This window comes from Streptomyces sp. Qhu_M48, from assembly GCF_051305195.1.
Classification (GTDB): Bacteria; Actinomycetota; Actinomycetes; order Streptomycetales; family Streptomycetaceae; genus Streptomyces.
The window spans coordinates 4,650,654-4,669,918 of sequence record NZ_CP195432.1; the positions used below are offsets into that span (position 1 = coordinate 4,650,654).

16 protein-coding genes and 3 pseudogenes are annotated in these 19,265 nt (G+C 72.9%); 10 read left to right on the top strand and 9 right to left on the bottom strand.

What is annotated here, in order from left to right:
- Positions 1-17 precede the first annotated feature (17 nt).
- Both ACRRSS_RS21135 and ACRRSS_RS21140 read left to right on the top strand, forming a co-directional pair.
- Positions 18-598, top strand: a pseudogene (locus ACRRSS_RS21135) (amidohydrolase family protein); the annotation flags it as partial.
- Between the two features lie 55 nt (positions 599-653).
- Positions 654-2,036 carry an amidohydrolase gene (locus ACRRSS_RS21140; protein ID WP_435972684.1) on the top strand — a complete coding sequence of 461 codons (1,383 nt, stop codon included), beginning with the start codon at positions 654-656 and terminating at the stop codon, positions 2,034-2,036.
- Between the two features lie 98 nt (positions 2,037-2,134).
- Here ACRRSS_RS21140 and ACRRSS_RS21145 read toward each other — a convergent pair whose 3' ends face one another.
- Positions 2,135-2,509, bottom strand: coding sequence for a VOC family protein (locus ACRRSS_RS21145; RefSeq protein WP_435972685.1), 375 nt, complete (start codon positions 2,507-2,509; stop codon positions 2,135-2,137).
- Positions 2,510-2,848: 339 nt separating this feature from the next.
- On the opposite strand from ACRRSS_RS21145, the gene ACRRSS_RS21150 reads away from it, so the two are divergent.
- Complete coding sequence (locus ACRRSS_RS21150; protein WP_435972686.1) at positions 2,849-3,607, top strand: MerR family transcriptional regulator; 759 nt, start codon at positions 2,849-2,851, stop codon at positions 3,605-3,607.
- Positions 3,608-3,783: 176 nt separating this feature from the next.
- On the opposite strand, the gene ACRRSS_RS21155 is transcribed toward ACRRSS_RS21150, so the two are convergent.
- From ACRRSS_RS21155 to ACRRSS_RS21170, 4 genes are all read right to left on the bottom strand, one after another.
- Positions 3,784-4,335 carry a DUF1062 domain-containing protein gene (locus ACRRSS_RS21155; protein WP_435972687.1) on the bottom strand — a complete coding sequence of 184 codons (552 nt, stop codon included), beginning with the start codon at positions 4,333-4,335 and terminating at the stop codon, positions 3,784-3,786.
- Positions 4,336-4,960: 625 nt separating this feature from the next.
- On the bottom strand, positions 4,961-5,599 hold the full coding sequence (locus tag ACRRSS_RS21160) for a response regulator (protein WP_435975387.1): 639 nt from the start codon (positions 5,597-5,599) through the stop codon (positions 4,961-4,963).
- Between the two features lie 112 nt (positions 5,600-5,711).
- On the bottom strand, positions 5,712-7,091 hold the full coding sequence (locus ACRRSS_RS21165; protein WP_435972688.1) for a sensor histidine kinase: 1,380 nt from the start codon (positions 7,089-7,091) through the stop codon (positions 5,712-5,714).
- Positions 7,092-7,095: 4 nt separating this feature from the next.
- On the bottom strand, positions 7,096-9,504 hold the full coding sequence (locus tag ACRRSS_RS21170; RefSeq protein ID WP_435972689.1) for an MMPL family transporter: 2,409 nt from the start codon (positions 9,502-9,504) through the stop codon (positions 7,096-7,098).
- Positions 9,505-9,904: 400 nt separating this feature from the next.
- Here ACRRSS_RS21170 and ACRRSS_RS21175 point away from each other — a divergent pair, with 400 nt between their 5' ends.
- Together ACRRSS_RS21175 and ACRRSS_RS21180 are read left to right on the top strand one after the other, a co-directional pair.
- Positions 9,905-11,494 (top strand): pectate lyase family protein, encoded by a 1,590-nt coding sequence (locus ACRRSS_RS21175; RefSeq protein ID WP_435972690.1) that lies wholly within the window; start codon positions 9,905-9,907, stop codon positions 11,492-11,494.
- A 243-nt stretch (positions 11,495-11,737) separates the two neighbouring features.
- Complete coding sequence (locus tag ACRRSS_RS21180; RefSeq protein ID WP_435972691.1) at positions 11,738-12,097, top strand: hypothetical protein; 360 nt, start codon at positions 11,738-11,740, stop codon at positions 12,095-12,097.
- A gap of 69 nt (positions 12,098-12,166) precedes the next feature.
- Here the strand turns inward: ACRRSS_RS21180 and ACRRSS_RS21185 are convergent, their stop codons facing one another.
- From ACRRSS_RS21185 to ACRRSS_RS21200, 4 genes and pseudogenes are all read right to left on the bottom strand, one after another.
- Positions 12,167-12,370 (bottom strand): hypothetical protein, encoded by a 204-nt coding sequence (locus ACRRSS_RS21185; RefSeq protein WP_435972692.1) that lies wholly within the window; start codon positions 12,368-12,370, stop codon positions 12,167-12,169.
- Positions 12,371-12,439: 69 nt separating this feature from the next.
- Positions 12,440-13,480, bottom strand: coding sequence for an NAD(P)-dependent alcohol dehydrogenase (locus tag ACRRSS_RS21190; protein WP_435972693.1), 1,041 nt, complete (start codon positions 13,478-13,480; stop codon positions 12,440-12,442).
- A gap of 102 nt (positions 13,481-13,582) precedes the next feature.
- Positions 13,583-13,915, bottom strand: a pseudogene (locus tag ACRRSS_RS21195) (SDR family NAD(P)-dependent oxidoreductase); the annotation flags it as partial.
- Between the two features lie 66 nt (positions 13,916-13,981).
- Positions 13,982-14,644, bottom strand: coding sequence for a TetR/AcrR family transcriptional regulator (locus tag ACRRSS_RS21200; RefSeq protein WP_435972694.1), 663 nt, complete (start codon positions 14,642-14,644; stop codon positions 13,982-13,984).
- 177 nt (positions 14,645-14,821) lie between these two features.
- On the opposite strand from ACRRSS_RS21200, the gene ACRRSS_RS21205 reads away from it, so the two are divergent.
- The 5 genes and pseudogenes from ACRRSS_RS21205 (at position 14,822) to argB (ending at position 19,225) form a co-directional block, all read left to right on the top strand.
- Positions 14,822-15,559 carry a beta-glucanase gene (locus ACRRSS_RS21205; protein ID WP_435972695.1) on the top strand — a complete coding sequence of 246 codons (738 nt, stop codon included), beginning with the start codon at positions 14,822-14,824 and terminating at the stop codon, positions 15,557-15,559.
- Positions 15,560-15,733: 174 nt separating this feature from the next.
- Positions 15,734-16,465, top strand: a complete 732-nt coding sequence (locus tag ACRRSS_RS21210) for a hypothetical protein (RefSeq protein ID WP_435972696.1) — start codon at positions 15,734-15,736, stop codon at positions 16,463-16,465.
- A gap of 239 nt (positions 16,466-16,704) precedes the next feature.
- Positions 16,705-17,745 carry an N-acetyl-gamma-glutamyl-phosphate reductase gene (gene argC, locus ACRRSS_RS21215; protein ID WP_435972697.1) on the top strand — a complete coding sequence of 347 codons (1,041 nt, stop codon included), beginning with the start codon at positions 16,705-16,707 and terminating at the stop codon, positions 17,743-17,745.
- 122 nt (positions 17,746-17,867) lie between these two features.
- A pseudogene (locus ACRRSS_RS21220) lies at positions 17,868-18,221 on the top strand (bifunctional ornithine acetyltransferase/N-acetylglutamate synthase); the annotation flags it as partial.
- Positions 18,222-18,319: 98 nt separating this feature from the next.
- Complete coding sequence (argB, locus tag ACRRSS_RS21225; RefSeq protein ID WP_435975388.1) at positions 18,320-19,225, top strand: acetylglutamate kinase; 906 nt, start codon at positions 18,320-18,322, stop codon at positions 19,223-19,225.
- The last annotated feature ends 40 nt before the right edge of the window (positions 19,226-19,265 follow it).

Below are 19,265 nucleotides of genomic sequence, written 5' to 3' on the forward strand. Positions count from 1 at the left end.
CTCCCCAAGGAGCACCCATGCGCGTCGAAGCCGCCCCGCCGCCCCCCGGCAGGCTGACCCGCCGCGGCGTCCTCGCCGGTGCGGCCGCCCTGGCCGGCACCGTGGCGGCCGCCGGACCGGCGGCCGCCTCCGTAGGGCCGGCGCCCGCCCGAGACCGACGCGGCGGCTCCGGCTCCGCCGCCCGGCCGGGCGACCTCGTGGTCCGGGGCGGCACGCTCCTCGACCCGGCCACCGGCGAGGTCACCGAGGACGCCGTCGTCGTCATCGAGGACGGGACCGTCCTCGCGGCCGGCCGACGCGACCGGGTCGCCGTCCCTCGGGGGGCGAGGTGCTCAACGCCCACGGCCGGTGGGCCCTGCCCGGCCTGGTCGACGCGCACATCCACCTCAGCACCGCCGCCGAGGCCCGCGACGCCGTCCGCAGGGGCGCGACGAGGGCGCGCAGCGGATCGACCGCGATCTACCAGGACATCGCCGTCAAGACCCGGGTCAACGAACGCGCCGGGCTCCCCGAACAGGACCCGCTCGCCCAGGTCTACTCACGCGAGCGGCTCGCCGAGATCGTCACGGCGGCCCGTCGACGCGGCAAGGGCGTCCTGACCTGACCGGGAACCCGTACCGGGCCCACCACCCCACCCCCTCGAAGGAGTCCTCATGCCGTCCCCCTCGTCCTCGTCGGCGACGTCGCTGCCGTCCCCGTCCTCCTCCGGCGCGCTCTCCCGCCGCACGATGCTGGCCGGCGCCGCCGCCCTGGCCGGCGCCACGGCCACCGCGGCCACCGCCGCCACGCCCGCGCAGGCGGCCACCACGTCCGTATCCGCCGCGGCGGCGCCGTCCGCGGCCTCGGGGCACCGGCCGCGGACGGTGGTCTTCCGTGACGTCCGCCCGTTCGGGAGTGCCAGGGCCAGGGATCTCGTGGTCGTCGACGGGCGCGTCTCGGACCGCCCGGCGCCCCATGGCGCGAAGGTCGTCGACGGCGGCGGCCGGATCGCCCTGCCCTCCCTCGTGGACGCGCACAACCACCCCGACAAGACGACCTGGGGCGGCTCCTGGGTGTCGCGGCGCCCCGCGAGCGGCATCGCCGACTACGTCGCCCAGGACGTGGAGCTGTTCCGCGGCCAGCGCCGCCCGGTCGAGGAGCGGGCGTACGGGCTGATGTCGCACGCCGTCTCCCGGGGCACCCGGGCCATGCGGGCGCACGCCGACGTGGCCCCGGCCTACGGTCTCGCCGGGGTGGAGGGTGTGGCGGAGGCACGCGAACGGCTGCGTCACGCCCTGGACGTCCAGATCGTCGCCTTCCCGCAGCACGGTGTGATCCGGACGCCGGGCACGGTGGCGCTGCTGGAGAGGGCGGCCCGCCAGGGCCTCGTCGACATGATCGGCGGCATCGACCCGATCGGGTTCGACGACGCCCTCGACGCGCAGCTCGACGCCGTCTTCGGCATCGCGGACCGTCATGGCGTCGGCGTGGACATCCACCTGCACGACCGCGGCGAGAAGGGCATGAAGGCGATGCGCGGCATCGTCGACCGCACCCGCGCCCTCTCCCTCGCCGGGAAGGTCACGGTCAGCCACGTCTTCTGCCTGCCGGGCCTGACGGACCGTGAACTCGGTTCGATCGCGCGGGACCTGGGCGATCAGGACATCGCCCTGACGACGGTCGCGCCGTCCGACTCGCTCGTCCTGCCGATCGCCCGCCTGCGCGAGTACGGCGTGCGGGTCGGTCTCGGTTCCGACGGCGTGCGCGACTCGTGGAGCCCGTTCGGCAACGCCGACATGATGCACCGCGCGCACATCCTCGGCTGGGTGACGGACGTGCGTCTCGACGAGGAGCTGACGGACTGTCACGATGTCGCGGCACACGGGGGCGCGGACGTGATGGGACTGGCACACGCCGACTTCACCGCCGGCGCCCCGGCCGACTTCGTGCTCGTCAAGGGGGAATGCCTGCCGCAGGTCGTCGTGGACATGCCTCGCCGCGACATGGTGGTTCACGGCGGCGTCGTGGTGGCGCGCGACGGCGAGTTCCTGGACTGAGCGCGGCCGGGCATGGAACTCCGGCGACGACCGGCGGCCGGTAGGGCACCCGGCTCGGGTGCCCTACCGGCCGCCCTCGCGGCCCCTGGCGCGGCCGACTACAGGTACGGCCGTGTGATCAGCTCGAAGGCGTGGCCCGCGGGGTCCTTGAAGTAGACCCCACGACCGCCGTGCTCCGTGTTGGTCTCGCCGGAGCGCCGCATCTGCGGGTCGGCCCAGTGCTCGATCCCCTGCGCGCGGAGCCGCCCGTAGGCTCGGTCGAACAGCTCGTCGTCGACGAGGAACGCGTAGTGCTGCATCTGGATGTCGAACGGGGGCGCGGCGAACTGGATCAACACGCCGTCGGGGAGCTGCACGTTGACGAAGGGGCCCCAGGAGGGCGCCTCGGGCAGTTCGAGCAGTTCGCGGAAGAACCGTGCGGACTCGTGACTGTCCTTGGCCGCGATGATGGTGTGGTTGAAGGTGACTGCCATGTGGATGACCTCGCTGTTGATTCGACACGGAAGGGACGCTCAGTGCTTGTGCACTGGGGGGTCCTCGTGCCGAACCGAGGGGGTGCTTTCTACGCACCCGCCGAGCGGTCAGTCGTCCGCCGGATGACCCGTCTGTGTATGGCGTCGAATCGCCGGTCCGGTGTTCACGTCGAAGAACGCTACTTGATCAAGACTGTGGCGACAAGCGTGTTCTCCGGCCGAACGACACCGCGGGCCGGGGGTTGAAGCTGCCGCAGCGGCAGCTCGTACGGTCGTGAGCAGGGCCGGAACCACCGGCCGCGGTGATGGACGTGCACAGGAACGTACAAGGGAGTCGGGATGCGCCGGCCTATCTCGGATGTCGCCCGGATGTCGGGCGTGACCGCTCGCACGTTGCGGCACTACGACGAGATCGGCCTGCTGCGGCCGGCCGGGACCAGTACCGGTGGGCACCGGTACTACGAGGAGCCACAGCTGCTCGTGCTGCAGCAGATCCTCGTGCTGCGTGCCCTGGGCGTGGGCCTGCCGGAGATCGGCCGGATCCTGTCCGACCAGACCGACGAGGTGGACGCGCTGCGCTCCCACCTTCGGCGGCTGCTCACCGAACGGGACCGGCTCGACGCACTGGCCGACACCGTCTCCCGCACCATCACCGAAGTGGAGCAGGCAAGGAAGGACGGCCGACCCGTGACCATCAACCGACCCGAGAACCTCTTCGAGGGCGTTCAGCCCTCCCACTACGAGGCGAACATGCGCGACTTCCCCGAGCTCGCCGAGGCCGTCGGCCGACGGGCCGCCACGATGAGCCGTGACGACACCGAGGCCGCGCACCGCGACCGTACCGCGCGGATGATCCGGCTGGCCGAACTGATGGCCGCCGGCCATCCGGCCGACGCCGCACCGGTCCAGGCCGAGATCGACGCCCAGTACCGCGCCCTGACGGAGCTCCGCTCCGTGTCCGCCGACGAGTACCGGGGCATCGGGCGGGCCTGCGTGGACAACGACGCCTGGCGCGGCGCGTACGAGGCGATCGCCCCGGGGCTGGCCTCCTACCAGCGCGACGCCATCGAGGCGTACGCCACCGCCAGGCTCGGCTGAGCCACAGCGGGCCGAGGGCGAAGGGCGGCCCACCACCCGGAGCGTTGACTCCGGGTGGTGGGCCCGCACTGGCCGGGGGACAGGCCGGGGCCGGCACCGGCCGGGGGACGGGCCGGGTGATCGTGCCGGACAGGTCTCCGGTCCCCGGCCCCAGGTCCCCGGTCCCCGGGGAGGGATCAGCGCTTGAGCGTGAAGGTGAAGTCGCCGGAGATCCGGCCGCCCAGCCGGACCGCCGAGACGAGATTCCCCTCCGCGATCAGTCTCTCGACCCCGGCCCGCGAGAGACCGCATCCGTCGGCGATCAGCCGTACCGGCCGGACCGGGACGGCGGCGGCGGCGAAGCGGACCGAGACGTCGATCACCTCGCGGTCCAGGTGATCCGATCCGCCCGTGTCGAGGCGCCAGGCGCCGGTCCAGTCGAGGGCGACACGGTTGCGGCGCCGCACGACCGGATCCTGGAGCAGCTCGGCCGCCAGTCCGGGGTCGTTGTCGTGCAGCCGGTCCAGCAGCTCGGGCCGTACGGAGCGCACGTTCACCCGCTCCAGGACCGTGAGCTTCGCCGTCTCCCCGCAGGTGGTGCAGAGCACGAGGAGCCAGGCGTCGATGAGTTTGTGGTGGGCGTTGACGCGGAACCTGCCGTTCGCCCGGAAGCGCTCGGACGCGCAGGCGTGGCAACGGCGGAGGACGAGCGGCAGGCAGGTGGGAACGACCACCCAGTTTTCGAGCACAGAAGTACACCGGTTCCAGTGAGAAGTCCGCAGCGGAAAGCAGCGCGGCGCATATGCGCGACGCGCGACCGATCAGCACTCGGGAGGTCTCACACGGTGTACAACGGCACGTCCTTGCCCAGACGACTAGGTTCGGCAGCACGGTACGGGCGCGCAGCGGTACCGCTCCACCGGTTTTCCCCCTCGCACGGCCGCCCGGCGCCGCTGGGCTCCATTCCGCGCCATGAACATGACCGGTACGGGGGAGAACGTCATGCGATACCGGCTGCGGAGGGCCGTCGTCACGACCGCGATGGTCACGGCCGCACTGAGCGGCTGTACGGACGGTGCCGGCAAGCCGGCTGCCGACCGCACCGCCGCCCACCTCCGCGTCTCCGTCCGGGGCGGAGCCCCCGTCGGCGTCACCGTCGCGGCCGGTCACCACGGCGAAGGGCGCGCGCACGCTGTACGCCGTGTGGTTCCCGGACCACACGGAGGGCGAGATCCTGCTGACGCTCCGGCACGGCACCACGACCTCCCGCGCTCCGTTCCGGCTCGGCGAAGCCGGCGATCGCTCGTGCACGGCGACTCCCGCCCGCTGAGGACCGCACCGCCGCCCTGCGGCCTCCCCCTGTACGAGCCGGCCCTAGCGGTGCGGGATCTCGCGGTCGGGCAGGAGTCCCTGGTCCAGGGCCACGACCACCGCCCGGGTGCGGTCGCTGACGTCCAACTTCGCGAAGACGCGCAGGAGATGGGTCTTGACCGTCGCCTCGGAGATCACCAGACGCCTGCCGATCTCGGCGTTGGACAGGCCGTCGGCCACCGCACCCAGCACGTCCTGCTCGCGCGGGGTCAGGACGACCGGGGCGGGACGGCGCATCCGGGCGACGAGGCGTTCGGCGACGCGCGGGGCGAGGACGGTCTCGCCGCGGGCGGCGCCGCGTACGGCCTCGGCGAGCTGGGCGGCGGTGGTGTCCTTCAGCAGGTAGCCGACGGCCCCGGCCTCCACCGCCCGCTCGATCTCGACGTCCGTGTCGTACGTGGTGAGGATGAGCACCCGGGTCGGTGCGGGCCCCGCGGTGATCGCGGCGGTGGCCGCGACCCCGTCCATGACCGGCATCCGCAGGTCGACCAGCGCGACGTCGGGGCTCAGCCGCTCGACCAGGTCGCGGCCCGTGCTCCCGTCGTCTGCCTCGCCGACGACGACGATGTCCGGAACGGGCGCCAGGAGCGAGATCACCCCCGCGCGCATCACGGTGTGGTCGTCGACGACCACGACCCGGATCGGGGCCCCGGGTCCTCGCGGTCCCTGCGTTCCATGAGGCTCGTGCGGGTCGTGGGATTCGTGGGATTCGTGGGATTCGTGGGATTCGTGGGATTCGTGGGCTGAGGGCATGTCAGGCCGGTCCGTTCGTGTGGAGGGTCGCGAGGACGCGGGTGCCGTCCCCGACCGAGCTCGTCACCGTCAGTTCGCCGTCGAGCTCGGCCAGCCGCTTGCGCATGCCGTCCAGTCCGAAGCCCCGCGACTCCTCGACCACGAAGCCCCGTCCGTCATCGGTGATCTCCAGCTCGATGGCGTGCGGATGCCGGGTGAGGACCACGCCGACCGTGCTCGCGTCGGCGTGCTTGCGCACGTTGGCCAGGGACTCCTGGGTGCAGCGCAGCAGCGCGATCCGGGTCTGCTGGTCGCAGTCGACGTCCTCGGGGAGCTCCGCCTCCACCGTGATCCCGGTGTCCTGGGCGAACCGCTCCAGGGTGCGGCGCAGCGTCGGGACCACCGAGCCGGGGGTCAGACCGCTCTGCGGGGCCGAGCCCACGAGCACCCGGGCCTCGGCGAAGTTCTCGCGGGCCGTCCGCTCGATGGAACGCAGCTGCCGGGCGGTGCGCTCCGGATCTCCGTCGAGACCGGTCCGGGCCGCCTCGGCCAGCACGATGATGGAGGCGAATCCCTGGGCGAGGGTGTCATGGATCTCGCGGGCCATGCGCTCCCTCTCGTCGGCCGCGCCACGGCGGCGGTGGGCGTCCGCCAACTGTTCCTGGGTGAGGAACAGTTCGGCGGCCAGTGCGGTGGCGCGGGCCTCGCTGTCCGCGACCAGACGGTGGAGCAGGATTCCCGCCACGACCGACACCCCGTATCCGGTGAGGGCCGCGACCGCGTTGCCCGGTGAGTCGCGCAGGAGGCTCCCCGCCACGGTGGCCGCGGTCGCGCAGCCGCTGGACAGCACGGCGGCCCGGCGCCCGCGGCTCTGGAACCAGAACTGCGGAAGAGCGACGATGAGCAGAGCCGCGCCGCCGCCCGGGAGAGCCGCCATCACGCCGAGACCGGCGGCCAGGGCCGCCAGGTAGCCGGGGGTGTGGTTCCGGGCACGGTGGGTGGCCGTGTGGGCGAGAGCCAGCCCCACGAGGGCCACGGAGGCCCATTTCGCCGGCCCCGAGTCATTGCCGACGGCGATGACGGAGGGGATCAGGCCCAGCAGCAGCCAGGCGGCGGTGTACCAGCGGCGCAGGGCCGTGAGCGCCGGGGGCTCGGTGGTCCGGTCGGGCGTCCGCTCGGCTGCCGCGCCGGTCGCACGCCCGGCCGCCTCCTCGACGGCCGCGTCGCCCGTACGCCCCCCGGCCTCCCGCTCCGCCGGCTCTTCGGTCCTCTGCCCGGCGGTCCGGTCGGGTGCCCTCTCGGGCACCTCGTCGGCCACTCCGTCGGTCATCCGGTCGGTCATCCGGTCGGTCATCCGGTCGGTCATCCGGTCGGTCATCCGGTCGGTCATCCGGTCGGTCATCCGGTCAGCCTACGGACACCGGCTGACGTTCCGTCCGCTCGGGCCTCCCCGTGGGGCGCGTACCGCGCGCGGGCCACCAGTTCGCCTCGCCGAGCAGCAGCATCAGGGAGGGCAGGACCAGGATCCGGATCACGAAGGCGTCCAGCAGCACCGCGACCGCCAGACTGAACCCGATCTGCTTCATCTCGATCAGGTGGAGCGCCGCGAAACTCGCGAAGACCGTCACCATCACCACGGCCGCGCTGGTGACCACCCCGGCGGAGGAGGACAGGCCTTCCAGGACCGCCTGCCGGGTGGGCGCGCCGCCGAGGCGCGCTTCGCGGATCCGGCTGATCACGAACACCTGATAGTCCATGGAGAGACCGAAGAGGATCACGAAGAGGAACAGCGGGACACGGGAGCCGATCGAGCCCGTGGAGGTGAAGTCGAGTATCCCCTCGGCCCATTCGTTCTGGAAGACCAGGACCAGCAGGCCCAGCGAGGCGAACGCGGAGAGCAGGTTGAGGAGTACGCCGACGAGCCCGAGGACCACGGACCGGAACGCCCACACGGTCATCGCGAAGGTGACCAGCAGCAACGCCCCCACGATGAGCGGCAGCTTGCGCTTCTGGTGGGCCGGGTAGTCGGCGTAGCGGGCGACCTCGCCGGTGACGGCCACCTCCGTACCGGCGAGTGCGCCGACGGTGGTGGGGACGAGATCGCCGCGGAGCCGGTCGAGCGACGTGCGGGCCTCCGCGCTGTTCACGGACCGGTGCACCGCCATCTCCAGGAGCGTGGTGCGGCCGTCGGCCGAGGTGCGCAGCACGGGCGTGCCGCTGATCGCCGGGTCCTCGGCGGCGGCGCGGTCGGCGAGTTCGCGCAGGGCTCCGGCGACCTCCCCGGCTGGCCGGGCGTCCGCGCGGACGACGACCTGGTGCATGGACCTCAGCTCGGGATAGGCGGCGAGGAGACGGTCGTACGTCTTCATGGCGGGGATGGCGCGGGAGTGCGTCTCGCGGCTCATCTCCGTGATGTTGATGCTCAGGACGGGCAGGGCGAGCGCGAGGAGGGCGAAGCATGACACGGCGAGCGTCACGGCGGGGTGCTTGGCGACCGGACGGAGGATCGCGGCCGTGATCCGGCCCCCACCCACGCGCGCGGCAGCCGGAGGGGTCTCCCCCGCATCCCCCGCGCCCCGGCTTCCAGCCGTGGGGGCGTCACCCGTGCCCGGTCCGTCACCTGTCCTGGCAGCCCCCGGACCGGTGTCCCCCTCACCCGGGCCGACACCGGTCCGAGCGGCACCCGGGGCGCGACCGCCCCGCGCGGGCCTTCCGGCGGCGCGGTCCGCCTCCGGCCGGGCTTCCTTGCGGGCTTCCTTGCGGGCTTCCTTGCGGGCCTTGCGCGCCTTGCGGCGTTCGGCGCGCTCGCCCAGCAGGGCGAGGAGCGCGGGCAGGACGGTCAGCGAGCTCAGGACGGCGACCAGGGTGACGACGACCGCTCCGGTGGCGATGGAGGAGAAGATGACGTCGTCCGCGAGGTAGAGGGTGGCGCTGGAGACGGCCACGGCCAGCCCGGAGACGACCACGGCCCGGCCCGAGGTCGCCGCGGCGAGTTCCACGACGGCCTGTGTGGCCAGGCGCCCGTCGGCGGCCTGGGCCCGTTCCTCGCGTTCCCGCTTGAGGTAGAAGAGGGTGTAGTCGACGCCGACGGCCAGACCGATGAGCAGGATGACGTTGGTGCCGACGCCGGCGTCGGGGAAGACGTGCGAGGCGACCATCGACAGGCCCACCGCTGCCACGATCGAGGAGATCGCGAGCAGCAGGGGCACGACGGCCATGACCACCGACCCGAAGACGATCAGCAGGGTGATCAGGGTGACGGGCAGCGCGATGACCTCGGTACGGGCGAGGTCGTCGCCGCGGAGCTTGTCGACCCCCTTGCCGATGGAGGGGCCGCCGACCTGCTCGACGACCAGGCGGGGGTGCGCCGCCCCGACCTCGGCGGTCCGCGCGAGCAACGCGTCCACGTGCCGCTTCCCGTCGAACTCGGCGCCCTTCATCGTGATGTCGACCCGCAGGGAGGTGCGTGCGGCGTCGGCGACCGGCTCGGCCACGGAGAGCACCTCGGGCAGCCGCCGCATCCGGGCGCCGATCTCTTCCGCGGCGGCCTCGGCCTCGGCCCGGTCGAAGGGGCCGGTGCCGGGCGCGGCCTGGATGAGGACCCGCTCAAGGGGCTTCTGCTGGAGACCGCCTTCGGCGGCGAGGGCCTCGGCACGGCCGGCCTCGCCGATGCGAAAGTCCTCGGTGGTCGCCGGGTTGGCACCGAGCGCCATGCCCGTACCGAGACAGAGGGCCACGAAGAGGATCCAGCCGATCAGTGCGCGCCAGGGATGCCGGGCGCTGAGGCGGGCCATCCGTACGGTGGGGTTCGTCATGGGTCCCAGACTCGCCGCCGGGGCCGACTCGCCGACAGGCTCGGCCGGTTGAACCTGTTGTCCACCGACCGGTGGACAACAGGCCGTCCGTCTCCGGCACGACGAGGCCCGTCGGGCCGCCCGAGTCACCGATCACGGCAAAGGGCGCATCTCGAAAGGGGCCTCGGAGGGAGCGCTCCCATCGACTCCTCGATTCCCTTGCGCAGAGCCTTGCCACGCCTCCGGCGGCACCTTATCGTCCCGGGACAGAAAGCGCTTTCCATCCGTCTGTGGGCGGCCTCGCACAGGGCTGCCCACGGGCGGTCCCTTCTCGACCGAACGGCGTTCCACCAGCACCGCACCGCACTGCGTTCGCGCTCGGGAACAACCCCCAGCGTTCGATGACACAAGGACGGCGAGCATGAGACGACCCCTCACACGACGACCCCTCGCACTTCGACTTCACGCGGCCCTGGCCGCGTTGGCCCTCGCGGGCGCGACCGGCGTGGTCCTCTCGATGCCTCAGGCATCGGCCGCGACCGGTGGCGCCACCGGCTACGCGACCCAGAACGGCGGCACGACCGGCGGCGCCGGCGGACAGACCGTCCGGGCCACCACGGGAACCGCGATCCACGCGGCCCTGTGCGCACGGGCCAGCAGCAGTACCCCGATCACCATCCAGGTCGAGGGAACCGTCAACCACGCCAACACCGCCAAGGTGTCGGGCACCAGCTGCAACACCGCCGCCGGCGTGATCGAGCTCAAGCAGATCAGCAACGTCACCATCGTCGGGGTCGGCGCCGGCGCGGTCTTCGACCAACTCGGCATCCACATCCGCGAGTCCAGCAACATCATCATCCAGAACGTGACCGTCAGGAACGTCAAGAAGTCCGGCTCGCCCACGTCCAACGGCGGTGACGCCATCGGCATGGAGAGCGGCGTCCGCAACGTCTGGGTCGACCACGTCACCCTGGAGGCGTCGGGAGGCGAGTCGGAGGGCTACGACGGCCTCTTCGACATGAAGGACAACACCCAGTACGTGACCCTGTCCTACAGCATCCTGCGCAACTCCGGCCGCGGCGGCCTCGTCGGGTCCAGCGAGACGGAGCTCTCGAACGGCTTCATCACGTACCACCACAACCTCTACGAGAACATCGACTCACGCGCCCCCCTGCTGCGCGGCGGTGTCGCCCACATGTACAACAACCACTACCTGCGGATCAACGAGTCCGGCATCAACTCCCGTGCCGGGGCCCGCGCCAAGGTGGACAACAACTACTTCGAGGACTCCAAGGACGTCCTGGGCACCTTCTACACGGACGCCGCCGGATACTGGCAGGTCAGCGGCAACGTCTTCGACAACGTGACCTGGTCCGCCCGCGGCACCGACAACAACCCGGCCGGTCCCGACCCGCAGTCCAACACCACCGTCGCCATCCCCTACGCCCACACCCTCGACGCCGCCTCCTGCGTGCCGGGCGTCGTGGCCCGGACGGCGGGCGCCGGTACGGGACTCGCCGTGTCGAACGGCAGTTGCTCGCCCCAGACACCCACGCCCACGCCCACGGCGACGACCCCGACGCCGCAGCCGACCACCCCGACGCCGGGGCCCACCACGCCGACCACCGGACCGACCCAGCCCGGCGGGACCAATCTCAGCATCGGGGCCGGCGCCGACGGTTCGAGCAAGGCGGACGGTACGAGCTACGGCAACGTACGGGACGGCGACCTGAGCACCTTCTGGTCACCGGCCGGCTCGACCGGTTCCGTGTCGGTCAAGTGGGGCTCCGCGACCACCGTCTCCGCCGTCACCGTCCGTGAGGCGGCGGGCTCGGCCGGCGCCATCGGGTCCTGGCGGTTGCTCAACGGCGACACCGGCGCCGTCCTCACCTCCGGCAGCGGAGCGGGCGTCATCGCCGTACCCCGGACCGCGCTGAAGAAGATCACCTTCGAGATCGTCAGCTCGACGGGGACCCCGCGGGTGGCCGAGTTCGAGACCTACGCCGGATAACCCGCTCCTGTCGTCGGTCCGGTTCCGGCCCTCCGCCCTCACGGCCCCGGAACCGGACCGACGGCGTTCCTCGCGCGCGGCGCCGGTGCGGCGCGCGCACGCGCGGTCGCCGTGGCGCGCCCGGTCGAGGAGCGATCGTCGCGTCGCTCACCCCGAGATGAGTACCCGTGCTCATCCCCCGCCCCGACTCCCGCTCCTACCGTGTTGGCACGGCATTCGACGACGTGGAGCGAAGGAGGAATCATGAGCCGTCCCCTGCACGGCCACCCCGGCGACACCCGGGGAAAGCGGCCCACGGGATACCTGGCGACGATCGCGGCCCTGACCGGGGTCGGTCTGCTGATCGACATGTTCGCCTTCTACATCTCCGTCTTCGCCACCGACAGCTGCGGGCCGGCCAACCCGGCCCTCGTCTGCACCACGTCCGGGATGCTGTGGCTGTGGGCGCTGCCCTGGATCGGGCTCGGTGTCGGGGCTGCGGTGGCGGCGGGACTCGGCCTGGCGGCCTGGCGGCGCGGCCGCACACCGTGGATGTGTCTGCCGCTCGGCGTGGCGCTGTACGTCGGGTCGCTCGCCGGCGCCTGGATGATCATGGTCTCGTGAGCCTCCGGGCGCTTCCCCCGACGCGCCCTTGAGGAAGGCGGGGCATCGGCGGGGTTCAGGGGCGGGCGGTCACCGTGCGGGGGCGAGGCGCGCGAGTCCGTGCACGAGGAGGGTGAGACCGAGGTCGAACTCCTCCTCGACCGCGCCGGAGGAGGGTGGGCGCCGCCTGCCGTGGGCGAGTCCTACGGGGCCCGCGCCGGCGGCCGTGACGTCGACGTCGGCGTCGACGCCGACGTCGGCCGCCGCCACCACCTGAGGCACAGGCACAGGCATGGGCACAGGCATGGGCACGGGCACGGGCACGGGCATGGGGGACGGCTCGGCCACCCCGGCGCGGAGGGCTCAGCCGTGGGGAAGGATGACCGCCCGGCCGTTGACACGCCCTTCGTGCAAGCGCTCGTAGGCCTTCGGCGCCTCGTCCAGTCCGTACGTCTCCACATGGACCTCGACGGCGCCGGAGCGGGCCAGGTCGAGCACCTCGATCAGCTCGGTCCGGGTGCCCCAGTACGGCGAGGCGACCGAGACCTCGTACGGCAGTGATCCGAAGCCGACCGGCAGGGTGCCGCCGCCGAGGCCGACGATGGTGACATCGCCCTCGACCGCGACCATCGCTCCGGCCGCCGTCACGGTCGGCTGGACGCCCACGAAGTCGAGGACGACCTCGGCGCCGCGACCGCCGGTCAGTTCACGGACCGTGGCGGCCGCCGACGCGTCGGACAGGGCCGTCTCGTGCGCGCCGACGGCGCGGGCGAGGGCGAGCTTCTCCTCCGTGACGTCCAGGGCGACGACCCGGGCCGCGGTCATGGCGCGCAGGAGCTGGATGGCGACGTGACCGAGCCCGCCCGTGCCGATGACGACGGCGGTGCTCCCGGGCGCGAGCTTGGGGAGGGACCGCTTGACCGCGTGGTACGGGGTGAGCCCGGCGTCCGTGAGCGGTACGGCCTGGACGGGGTCGAGGCCGCCGAGCGGGACGAGGTGGCGGGGGCTGTCGACGATCATGTACTCGGCGATGGCGCCGGGAGCGCCGAGTCCGGGCGGCCTGATGCCGAGCTCCGCGGCGCGCAGGCAGTAGTTCTCCTTGCCCTGGGAGCACATGAAGCAGGTGCCGCACCCCCAGGGGCCGTAGACGGCGACGGCGTCACCGACGGCGAACCCCTCCGCGCCGGGGCCGAGGGCCTCGACGGTGCCGACGCCCTCGTGCCCGAGGGTCAGCGGCAGCGGGAAGGGCAGCTGGTCGGCGGACCAGCTCATGACCGCGATGTCCGAGTGGCAGACGCCGGCGGCGGTGACCTTGAGCAGCACCTGGCCGGGGCCGGGCTCCGGGTCGGGAACGGTGACGACCTCGGGCGGGGCGCCCACCGTGCGGTACTGCAGTGCCTTCATGACGCTTTCCTTTCTGGTTCTTTCCGGTTCTTTCCGGTTCTTTCGAGCCCCTTGGAACCCCCACGGAGCCCCTTCGGGCTCCGTCGCTCTCGGCCGCGCGCCTCAGCGGGCGGCGTAGGCCCCGTCGACGAGGTGGTGGCTGCCGTGCACGAAGGACGCCCGCTCGGAGAGCAGGAAGGCGACGAGCTCGGCGACCTCCTCCGCGCGCCCCAGTCGGCCCGCGGGGTGGAGCGCGACGAGCGCGTCGTACGCCTCCTGCCCGAGGCCGGCGAGGATGGGCGTGTCGATGGAGCCGGGGCCGACGGCGTTGATACGTACCCCCTGGGCGCCGTATTCGAGTGCCGCCGTCTTGGTGAGACCGACGACGCCGTGCTTGGCGGCGACGTAGGCGGCGCTGCCGGCGGAGCCGTTGGTCCCGAGGAGGGAGGCCATGTTGGTGGTTCCTCGCGGGGGTGCTGGGGGGGCGCTCGGGTTCAGGGGGGTGTGGCGGAACCGGTCGGTCTACGGCGGTTCCGTCGGTGACGGTTTCGCCGATGACGGCTCCGTCGGTGACGGTTCCGCCGCCAGCAGCGCGAAGGCCTCCTCCACCAGGGCGGGCAGCGCCTCCCTCGGTCCGTCGAGCACCCAGGCGCGGGTGGCGGCCAGGAGGGTGGCGGCACCGGCGCCGACGGCGACGGCGGGCCGCAGGTCGTGTTCCGGGTCGGTGCCGATCCGGGCGGCGACCAGTCGCACCGAGGCGGCCTCGCCCTCCAGGAGGACCCTCCGCAGCACGGCGCGCAGGGGTGCGTCGTCCTCGGCGAGGCGGAAGACCTCCCGGACGCCGTCGCGGCGGTGCCAGGCCGGGGTGACCGGGTCGGAGAGCCAGCCGCGGAGGGCGGCCCGGTAGGCGGTGAGCGGGGTCTCGCTCGCGGGGCGGGCGCCCAGGGCCGCGTTGATCCGGGCACAGTCGGCGCGGACGCCGTCGAGGACGGCCTCCTCCTTGGAGGTGAAGTAGCGGCTGAAGGTGCGCCGGGAGACGCCCACCGCGTCGGTGACGTCCTCGACGGAGACTCCGGCCGGCCCGTTTTCGAGAACGAGCCTCAGCGCCGCCTCGCCGAGCGCCTCACGGGTCCGCGCCCCCTTCGGGCCGCGCCGTGGGATTCGGTCTTCTCGCTCCGTACCCATATCTGCACCATACACCTATTAGTGTCCCGGTGGGACATTCCGGCGGAATCCCGGTGTCACACTGGACAGCGGGGCATCTGACGACTTGTCGCCAATGACACGGGATACCCGCATGAACAGGGTGGGGTGGGGCAGATCGTTCGGGGGCCGACGGGGCCCGCATGAGAGGAGAGTGCCGTGCTGACCGACCTCTTCGAGAGGCTGCGGAGACGCGGCCGCTCCGGCAACGGCGCGGGGACGGCCTCCCGGGGGCCCGCGCGGACTCCGGGGAACCTCGTGCTCGACGCCGACTTCTCCTCCGTCGAGCAGTGGGTCGCGGGCCGCTCCTGGGCCTATCCCGGCGGCGGACCCACCAATCCGGGCGACAACAAACTCGACCACCTCGTGGAGGACCCCTCGTACAGCCGGAGCGGGGTCTTCCGGGCGACCCGCCGCCACGACGGCAACTGGGACGCGGGGCTGCTCACGACGGAGGGCAGCGCGGAGGCCTTCCTGGTGCGGGCCGACGACGTCCTGGAGGCGCGGGTGCGGCTGCCGGTGGAGACGGGCGCCTGGCCGGCGATCTGGACCTGGCTCGACGGCGGGCAGGAGATCGACGTCTTCGAGTACCACCCCGACAACCCCGACCTCCTGGAGCTGTCGAACCGGATCCGGGGGCGCCACCTCTACTACCGGAACGCGGCGATCCGGCCGGGGGCCTGGGTCGACCTGCGGGTCGAGTTCGGCGCCCGCAACGTGGTGTGGTGGGTGAACGGCGCCCGGGTCTTCGACGACCGCCGCGGGGTGGGGCGCTCCTGGCGGGCCCACCTCATCGTGAACCTGTCGGTCTGCGCCGGTCGCTACCACCCGGCGCCCGAGCCCGGCGTGTCGGAGATGTCGTACGAGGTGGCGCAGTTGCGCGTGTACCGGGACTGACTCCGCCACGCGGGTGCGGCGACACGGATCGTGACGGCGCGTGACCCGCCCGACTCCCGGCGACGCGCGCGAGAGTCGGGGGGATGCGGGCCACGGGGCAACGGGTGTTGCGTAGGCTCGAACGGAGCGTCACGCGCACCCGCACCGCGCCGCCCGTACGACGAGGAGGACCCCATGAACACCGCCGACGAGGGACGGCAGCAGCTCGACGCGGCCAGCGTGCTCAACGCGAAGAGCACGCTCCTGCAGCTTCTCGCCCGCGCGGGGGTCTACACCGGCGACGCGGAGGAGCTGATCGGGCTCGTCGAGGCCGGGGCCCTCGCCCTCGCGCACACGGAGATCGGCGGTCTCCGCCGGAGCGCTCCGGCGGAGAAGGGAGAGCCGTACGCGTCCGGCTGGTCCGACGGCACCCTGGCCGTCACCGAGGAGCTCGGCGCCCTCGCCGAGCGGGCGCTGGTCCAGGCCGTCACCTCCGGCCCGTCGGCCTCCGCACCCGACGAGCGTTCCCCCGTCGGCAGGGCGGAGATGGAGCGGGCCAAGGTGGCGGTCACTCCGCTCTACCTGTCGTTCGCCGATGTCTCCGATCTCGATCCCGAGGTCACCGAGCAGGTGCTCGGCGCCGTGCTCCGCACGATGAACCCCCGGCAGCGGGCCGGGTACCCGGGTCGGCTGTCCGAGTTCGCCTCGGCCCATCAGGGGCACTTCGAGCGGCTCTACGCGGAGTACGGCCCCGGCAGCGCGATCGCGATCCACGGCCGCTACTCCCTGGTCCACTCCCCCACCAGCGTCGCCGTGCTCGAACGCCTCGCCGCCACCCCGGCGGAGCTGCGCGAGGAGTGGGACGCCGCCGAGCTCCCGCCCGCCTGGCTGGACGGCCTGACGACCGCCTGGGGCTCCCCGGCCTGACCGCCCGCGCCCCGCCCGACCTCGGCCCAGGGCTCCCCGGCCCAGGGCCGTCGACCGGACGTCAACTCTTACCTCCTGATGACCAGTTGCGCACGCCCGGCCCACGGGCGCGCGGGGAAGTGGCGATTCCACCCCCACCGATACTTAGGTTAGGCTAAGTTAAGTCTCGGTGTGCCGATCGGGGTGTCACCCCCGGCCGTGCGCCCCACGTCCCCATGCGTCAGGAGAGACGGAAGAACATGACCTCACGGGTCGCGGTGGCCGGCGCGAGTGGCTATGCAGGCGGGGAGATCCTCCGCCTGCTCGCCTCCCATCCCGAAGTCGAGATCGGCGTCCTGAGCGCACACAGCAGCGCCGGACGCACCCTCGGCCAGGTACAGCCCCAGCTCACCTCCCTCGCCGACCGGGTGTTGACGGAGACCTCGGCGGCGGAGCTCGACGGGCACGACGTCGTGTTCCTCGCCCTGCCGCACGGGCAGTCCGGGGCGCTCGCCGCACGGCTGGGCGGCGACACGCTGGTCGTGGACTGCGGGGCGGACTTCCGATTGCGCGACCCGGACGAGTGGAAACGTTTCTACGGCACCGAGCACGCCGGGACGTGGCCCTACGGCCTGCCCGAGATGCCCGGCGCCCGGGACGAGTTGAAGGGCACCACCCGTGTCGCCGTGCCGGGGTGCTATCCGACCGCGATCACTCTGGCGCTCTACCCCGCGCACGCCGCCCGCCTGGTCGAGCCCGAGGTCGTGATCGTGGCGGCCGGCGGGACCTCGGGGGCCGGACGGGCGGCCAAGCCCCATCTGCTCGGCTCCGAGGTGATGGGGTCCATGACCCCGTACGGCGTCGGGGGCGGCCACCGGCACACCCCCGAGCTGACACAGAACCTGTCCCTGGCGGCGGGCGAGCCGGTGACGGTGTCCTTCACCCCCACCCTCGCTCCGATGCCCCGCGGCATCCTCGCCACCTGCTCCGCCCGCCTCCGCCCGCACGTGGCCGCCGACGGCGCCCTCGCCGAGGTGCGCGAGGTCTTCGAGGCCGCCTACGCCGACGAACCGTTCGTCCGCCTGCTACCGCAGGGCCAGTGGCCGTCCACGGCCTCGGTGCTCGGATCCAACACGGTGCAGGTGCAGGTGGCCGTGGACCCGGCCGCCCGCCGCCTCGTCTGCGTGAGCGCGATCGACAACCTGACGAAGGGCACCGCCGGTGGCGCGGTGCAGAGCATGAACGTCGCACTCGGCCTGCCCGAAGGGCTCGGCCTGCCCATGAATGGAGTGGCTCCGTGACCGTGACCGCCACCCGAGAATTCCTCGCCAGCGGGGTCGCCGCCGGCATCAGGACATCCGGCGATCCCGATCTCGCCCTGGTGGTGAAGCAGGGCCCCGCGCCGGCCGCCGCGGGAGTCGGCCGCACCACCTTCGACCGGGTGGGCTCCGACGGATGCATGTCCACGAACGACGCCGTCCTGCTCCCCTCCGCGGGCGCCTGCGGTGTGACTCCGGCGGACGAGGACTTCACCGGGGCCGTGCACGCCGTCTGTCTCGACCTCGCCCGGCAGCCGATATCGGACGCCGAGGGCGCGTCGAAGGAGATCGAGGTGGCGGGGGTCGGCGCCGCCGGGGAGTCCAGGGAGAAGGTCGACCTGTCGGGCCGCCGGATCACCGTCACCGTGGACCTGCGCGCCGGGGAGGCGTCGGCCGCGATCCGGACCGACGACCTGACGGCCGCGTACGTGCACGAGAACAGCGCCTACAGCTCATGACCGGAGGGGGAACGGGAATGCGGATGCTCGACGGGGAGCGCGCTGTCGATGCCGTGGACGTCGTGGAGACCGTGCACGCCGTGGCAGCGATGGGAGCCATGGAGACCGTGGCCGCGGTGGCGGCGGGAGAACTGCCGTCCAGGGACGTGCCCTGGTCGGAGGAGCTCCAGGGCCGGACCGTCGTCCTCAAGTGCGGGGGCAGCACCCTGATCGACCCCGCCCTCCGGCGGTCGTTCGCCCAGGACGTCGTCGAACTGTGGCAGGCCGGGCTGCACCCGGTCGTGGTGCACGGCGGCGGCCCCCAGATCAGCTCGATGCTCGACCGGCTCGCCCTGGAGGTCCGGTTCGAGGCCGGCATGCGGGTGACCACACCGGAGGCCATGGACGTCGTCCGCATGGTGCTGACCGGACAGGTGCAGCGGGACCTCGTCGGCGCCATCAACGCCCACGGCCCCTTCGCCGTCGGCATGTCGGGCGAGGACGCCCACACGCTGACGGCCGTGCGCCGCCCGGCCTGGGTGGACGGCCGACCGGTCGACATCGGCCTCGTCGGCGACATCGTGAGCGTGGCTCCGGACACCGTACGGAACCTCCTCGCCGGGGGCCGTATCCCGGTCGTCTCCCCCGTCGCGCGCGGGGCGGACGGCGAGGTCTACAACGTCAACGCCGACCTCGCGGCCTCGGCCCTCGCCGTCGCCCTCGGCGCCAACCGGCTCGTGATGCTCACGGACGTCCCCGGGCTCTACGCGGACTGGCCCCACAGCACCGAGGTGATCCCCCGGCTCACCGCGGACGAACTGGACGCGCTGCTCCCCGGACTCGCGGGTGGCATGCTGCCGAAGATGGAGGGCTGCCTCCGGGCGGTCCGGTCCGGGGTCGGACGGGTCCACGTCCTCGACGGGCGCACCCCGCACGCCGTCCTGCGGGGCGTCCTCACCGAGGAGAGCCCCGGCACCACGGTCCTGCCCGACGACGCGCCCGACGGCGAGGAGACGCCCGCATGACCGCCCCGGCCACCGTCCCGGGGACGGGCTCGGGCGGTGG

Excerpts from the sequence above, each read along its gene's own strand:
- ACRRSS_RS21200 (WP_435972694.1), bottom strand. The coding sequence starts at position 14,644 with ATGGGTACGGAGCGAGAAGACCGAATCCCACGGCGCGGCCCGAAGGGG.
- ACRRSS_RS21170 (WP_435972689.1), bottom strand. The coding sequence starts at position 9,504 with ATGACGAACCCCACCGTACGGATGGCCCGCCTCAGCGCCCGGCATCCC.
- ACRRSS_RS21190 (WP_435972693.1), bottom strand. The coding sequence starts at position 13,480 with ATGAAGGCACTGCAGTACCGCACGGTGGGCGCCCCGCCCGAGGTCGTC.
- ACRRSS_RS21150 (WP_435972686.1), top strand. The coding sequence starts at position 2,849 with ATGCGCCGGCCTATCTCGGATGTCGCCCGGATGTCGGGCGTGACCGCT.
- ACRRSS_RS21140 (WP_435972684.1), top strand. The coding sequence starts at position 654 with ATGCCGTCCCCCTCGTCCTCGTCGGCGACGTCGCTGCCGTCCCCGTCC.
- ACRRSS_RS21165 (WP_435972688.1), bottom strand. The coding sequence starts at position 7,091 with ATGACCGACCGGATGACCGACCGGATGACCGACCGGATGACCGACCGG.
- ACRRSS_RS21185 (WP_435972692.1), bottom strand. The coding sequence starts at position 12,370 with ATGCCTGTGCCTGTGCCTCAGGTGGTGGCGGCGGCCGACGTCGGCGTC.
- ACRRSS_RS21210 (WP_435972696.1), top strand. The coding sequence starts at position 15,734 with ATGAACACCGCCGACGAGGGACGGCAGCAGCTCGACGCGGCCAGCGTG.
- ACRRSS_RS21145 (WP_435972685.1), bottom strand. The coding sequence starts at position 2,509 with ATGGCAGTCACCTTCAACCACACCATCATCGCGGCCAAGGACAGTCAC.
- ACRRSS_RS21180 (WP_435972691.1), top strand. The coding sequence starts at position 11,738 with ATGAGCCGTCCCCTGCACGGCCACCCCGGCGACACCCGGGGAAAGCGG.
- argC (WP_435972697.1), top strand. The coding sequence starts at position 16,705 with ATGACCTCACGGGTCGCGGTGGCCGGCGCGAGTGGCTATGCAGGCGGG.
- ACRRSS_RS21175 (WP_435972690.1), top strand. The coding sequence starts at position 9,905 with ATGAGACGACCCCTCACACGACGACCCCTCGCACTTCGACTTCACGCG.
- argB (WP_435975388.1), top strand. The coding sequence starts at position 18,320 with ATGGAGACCGTGGCCGCGGTGGCGGCGGGAGAACTGCCGTCCAGGGAC.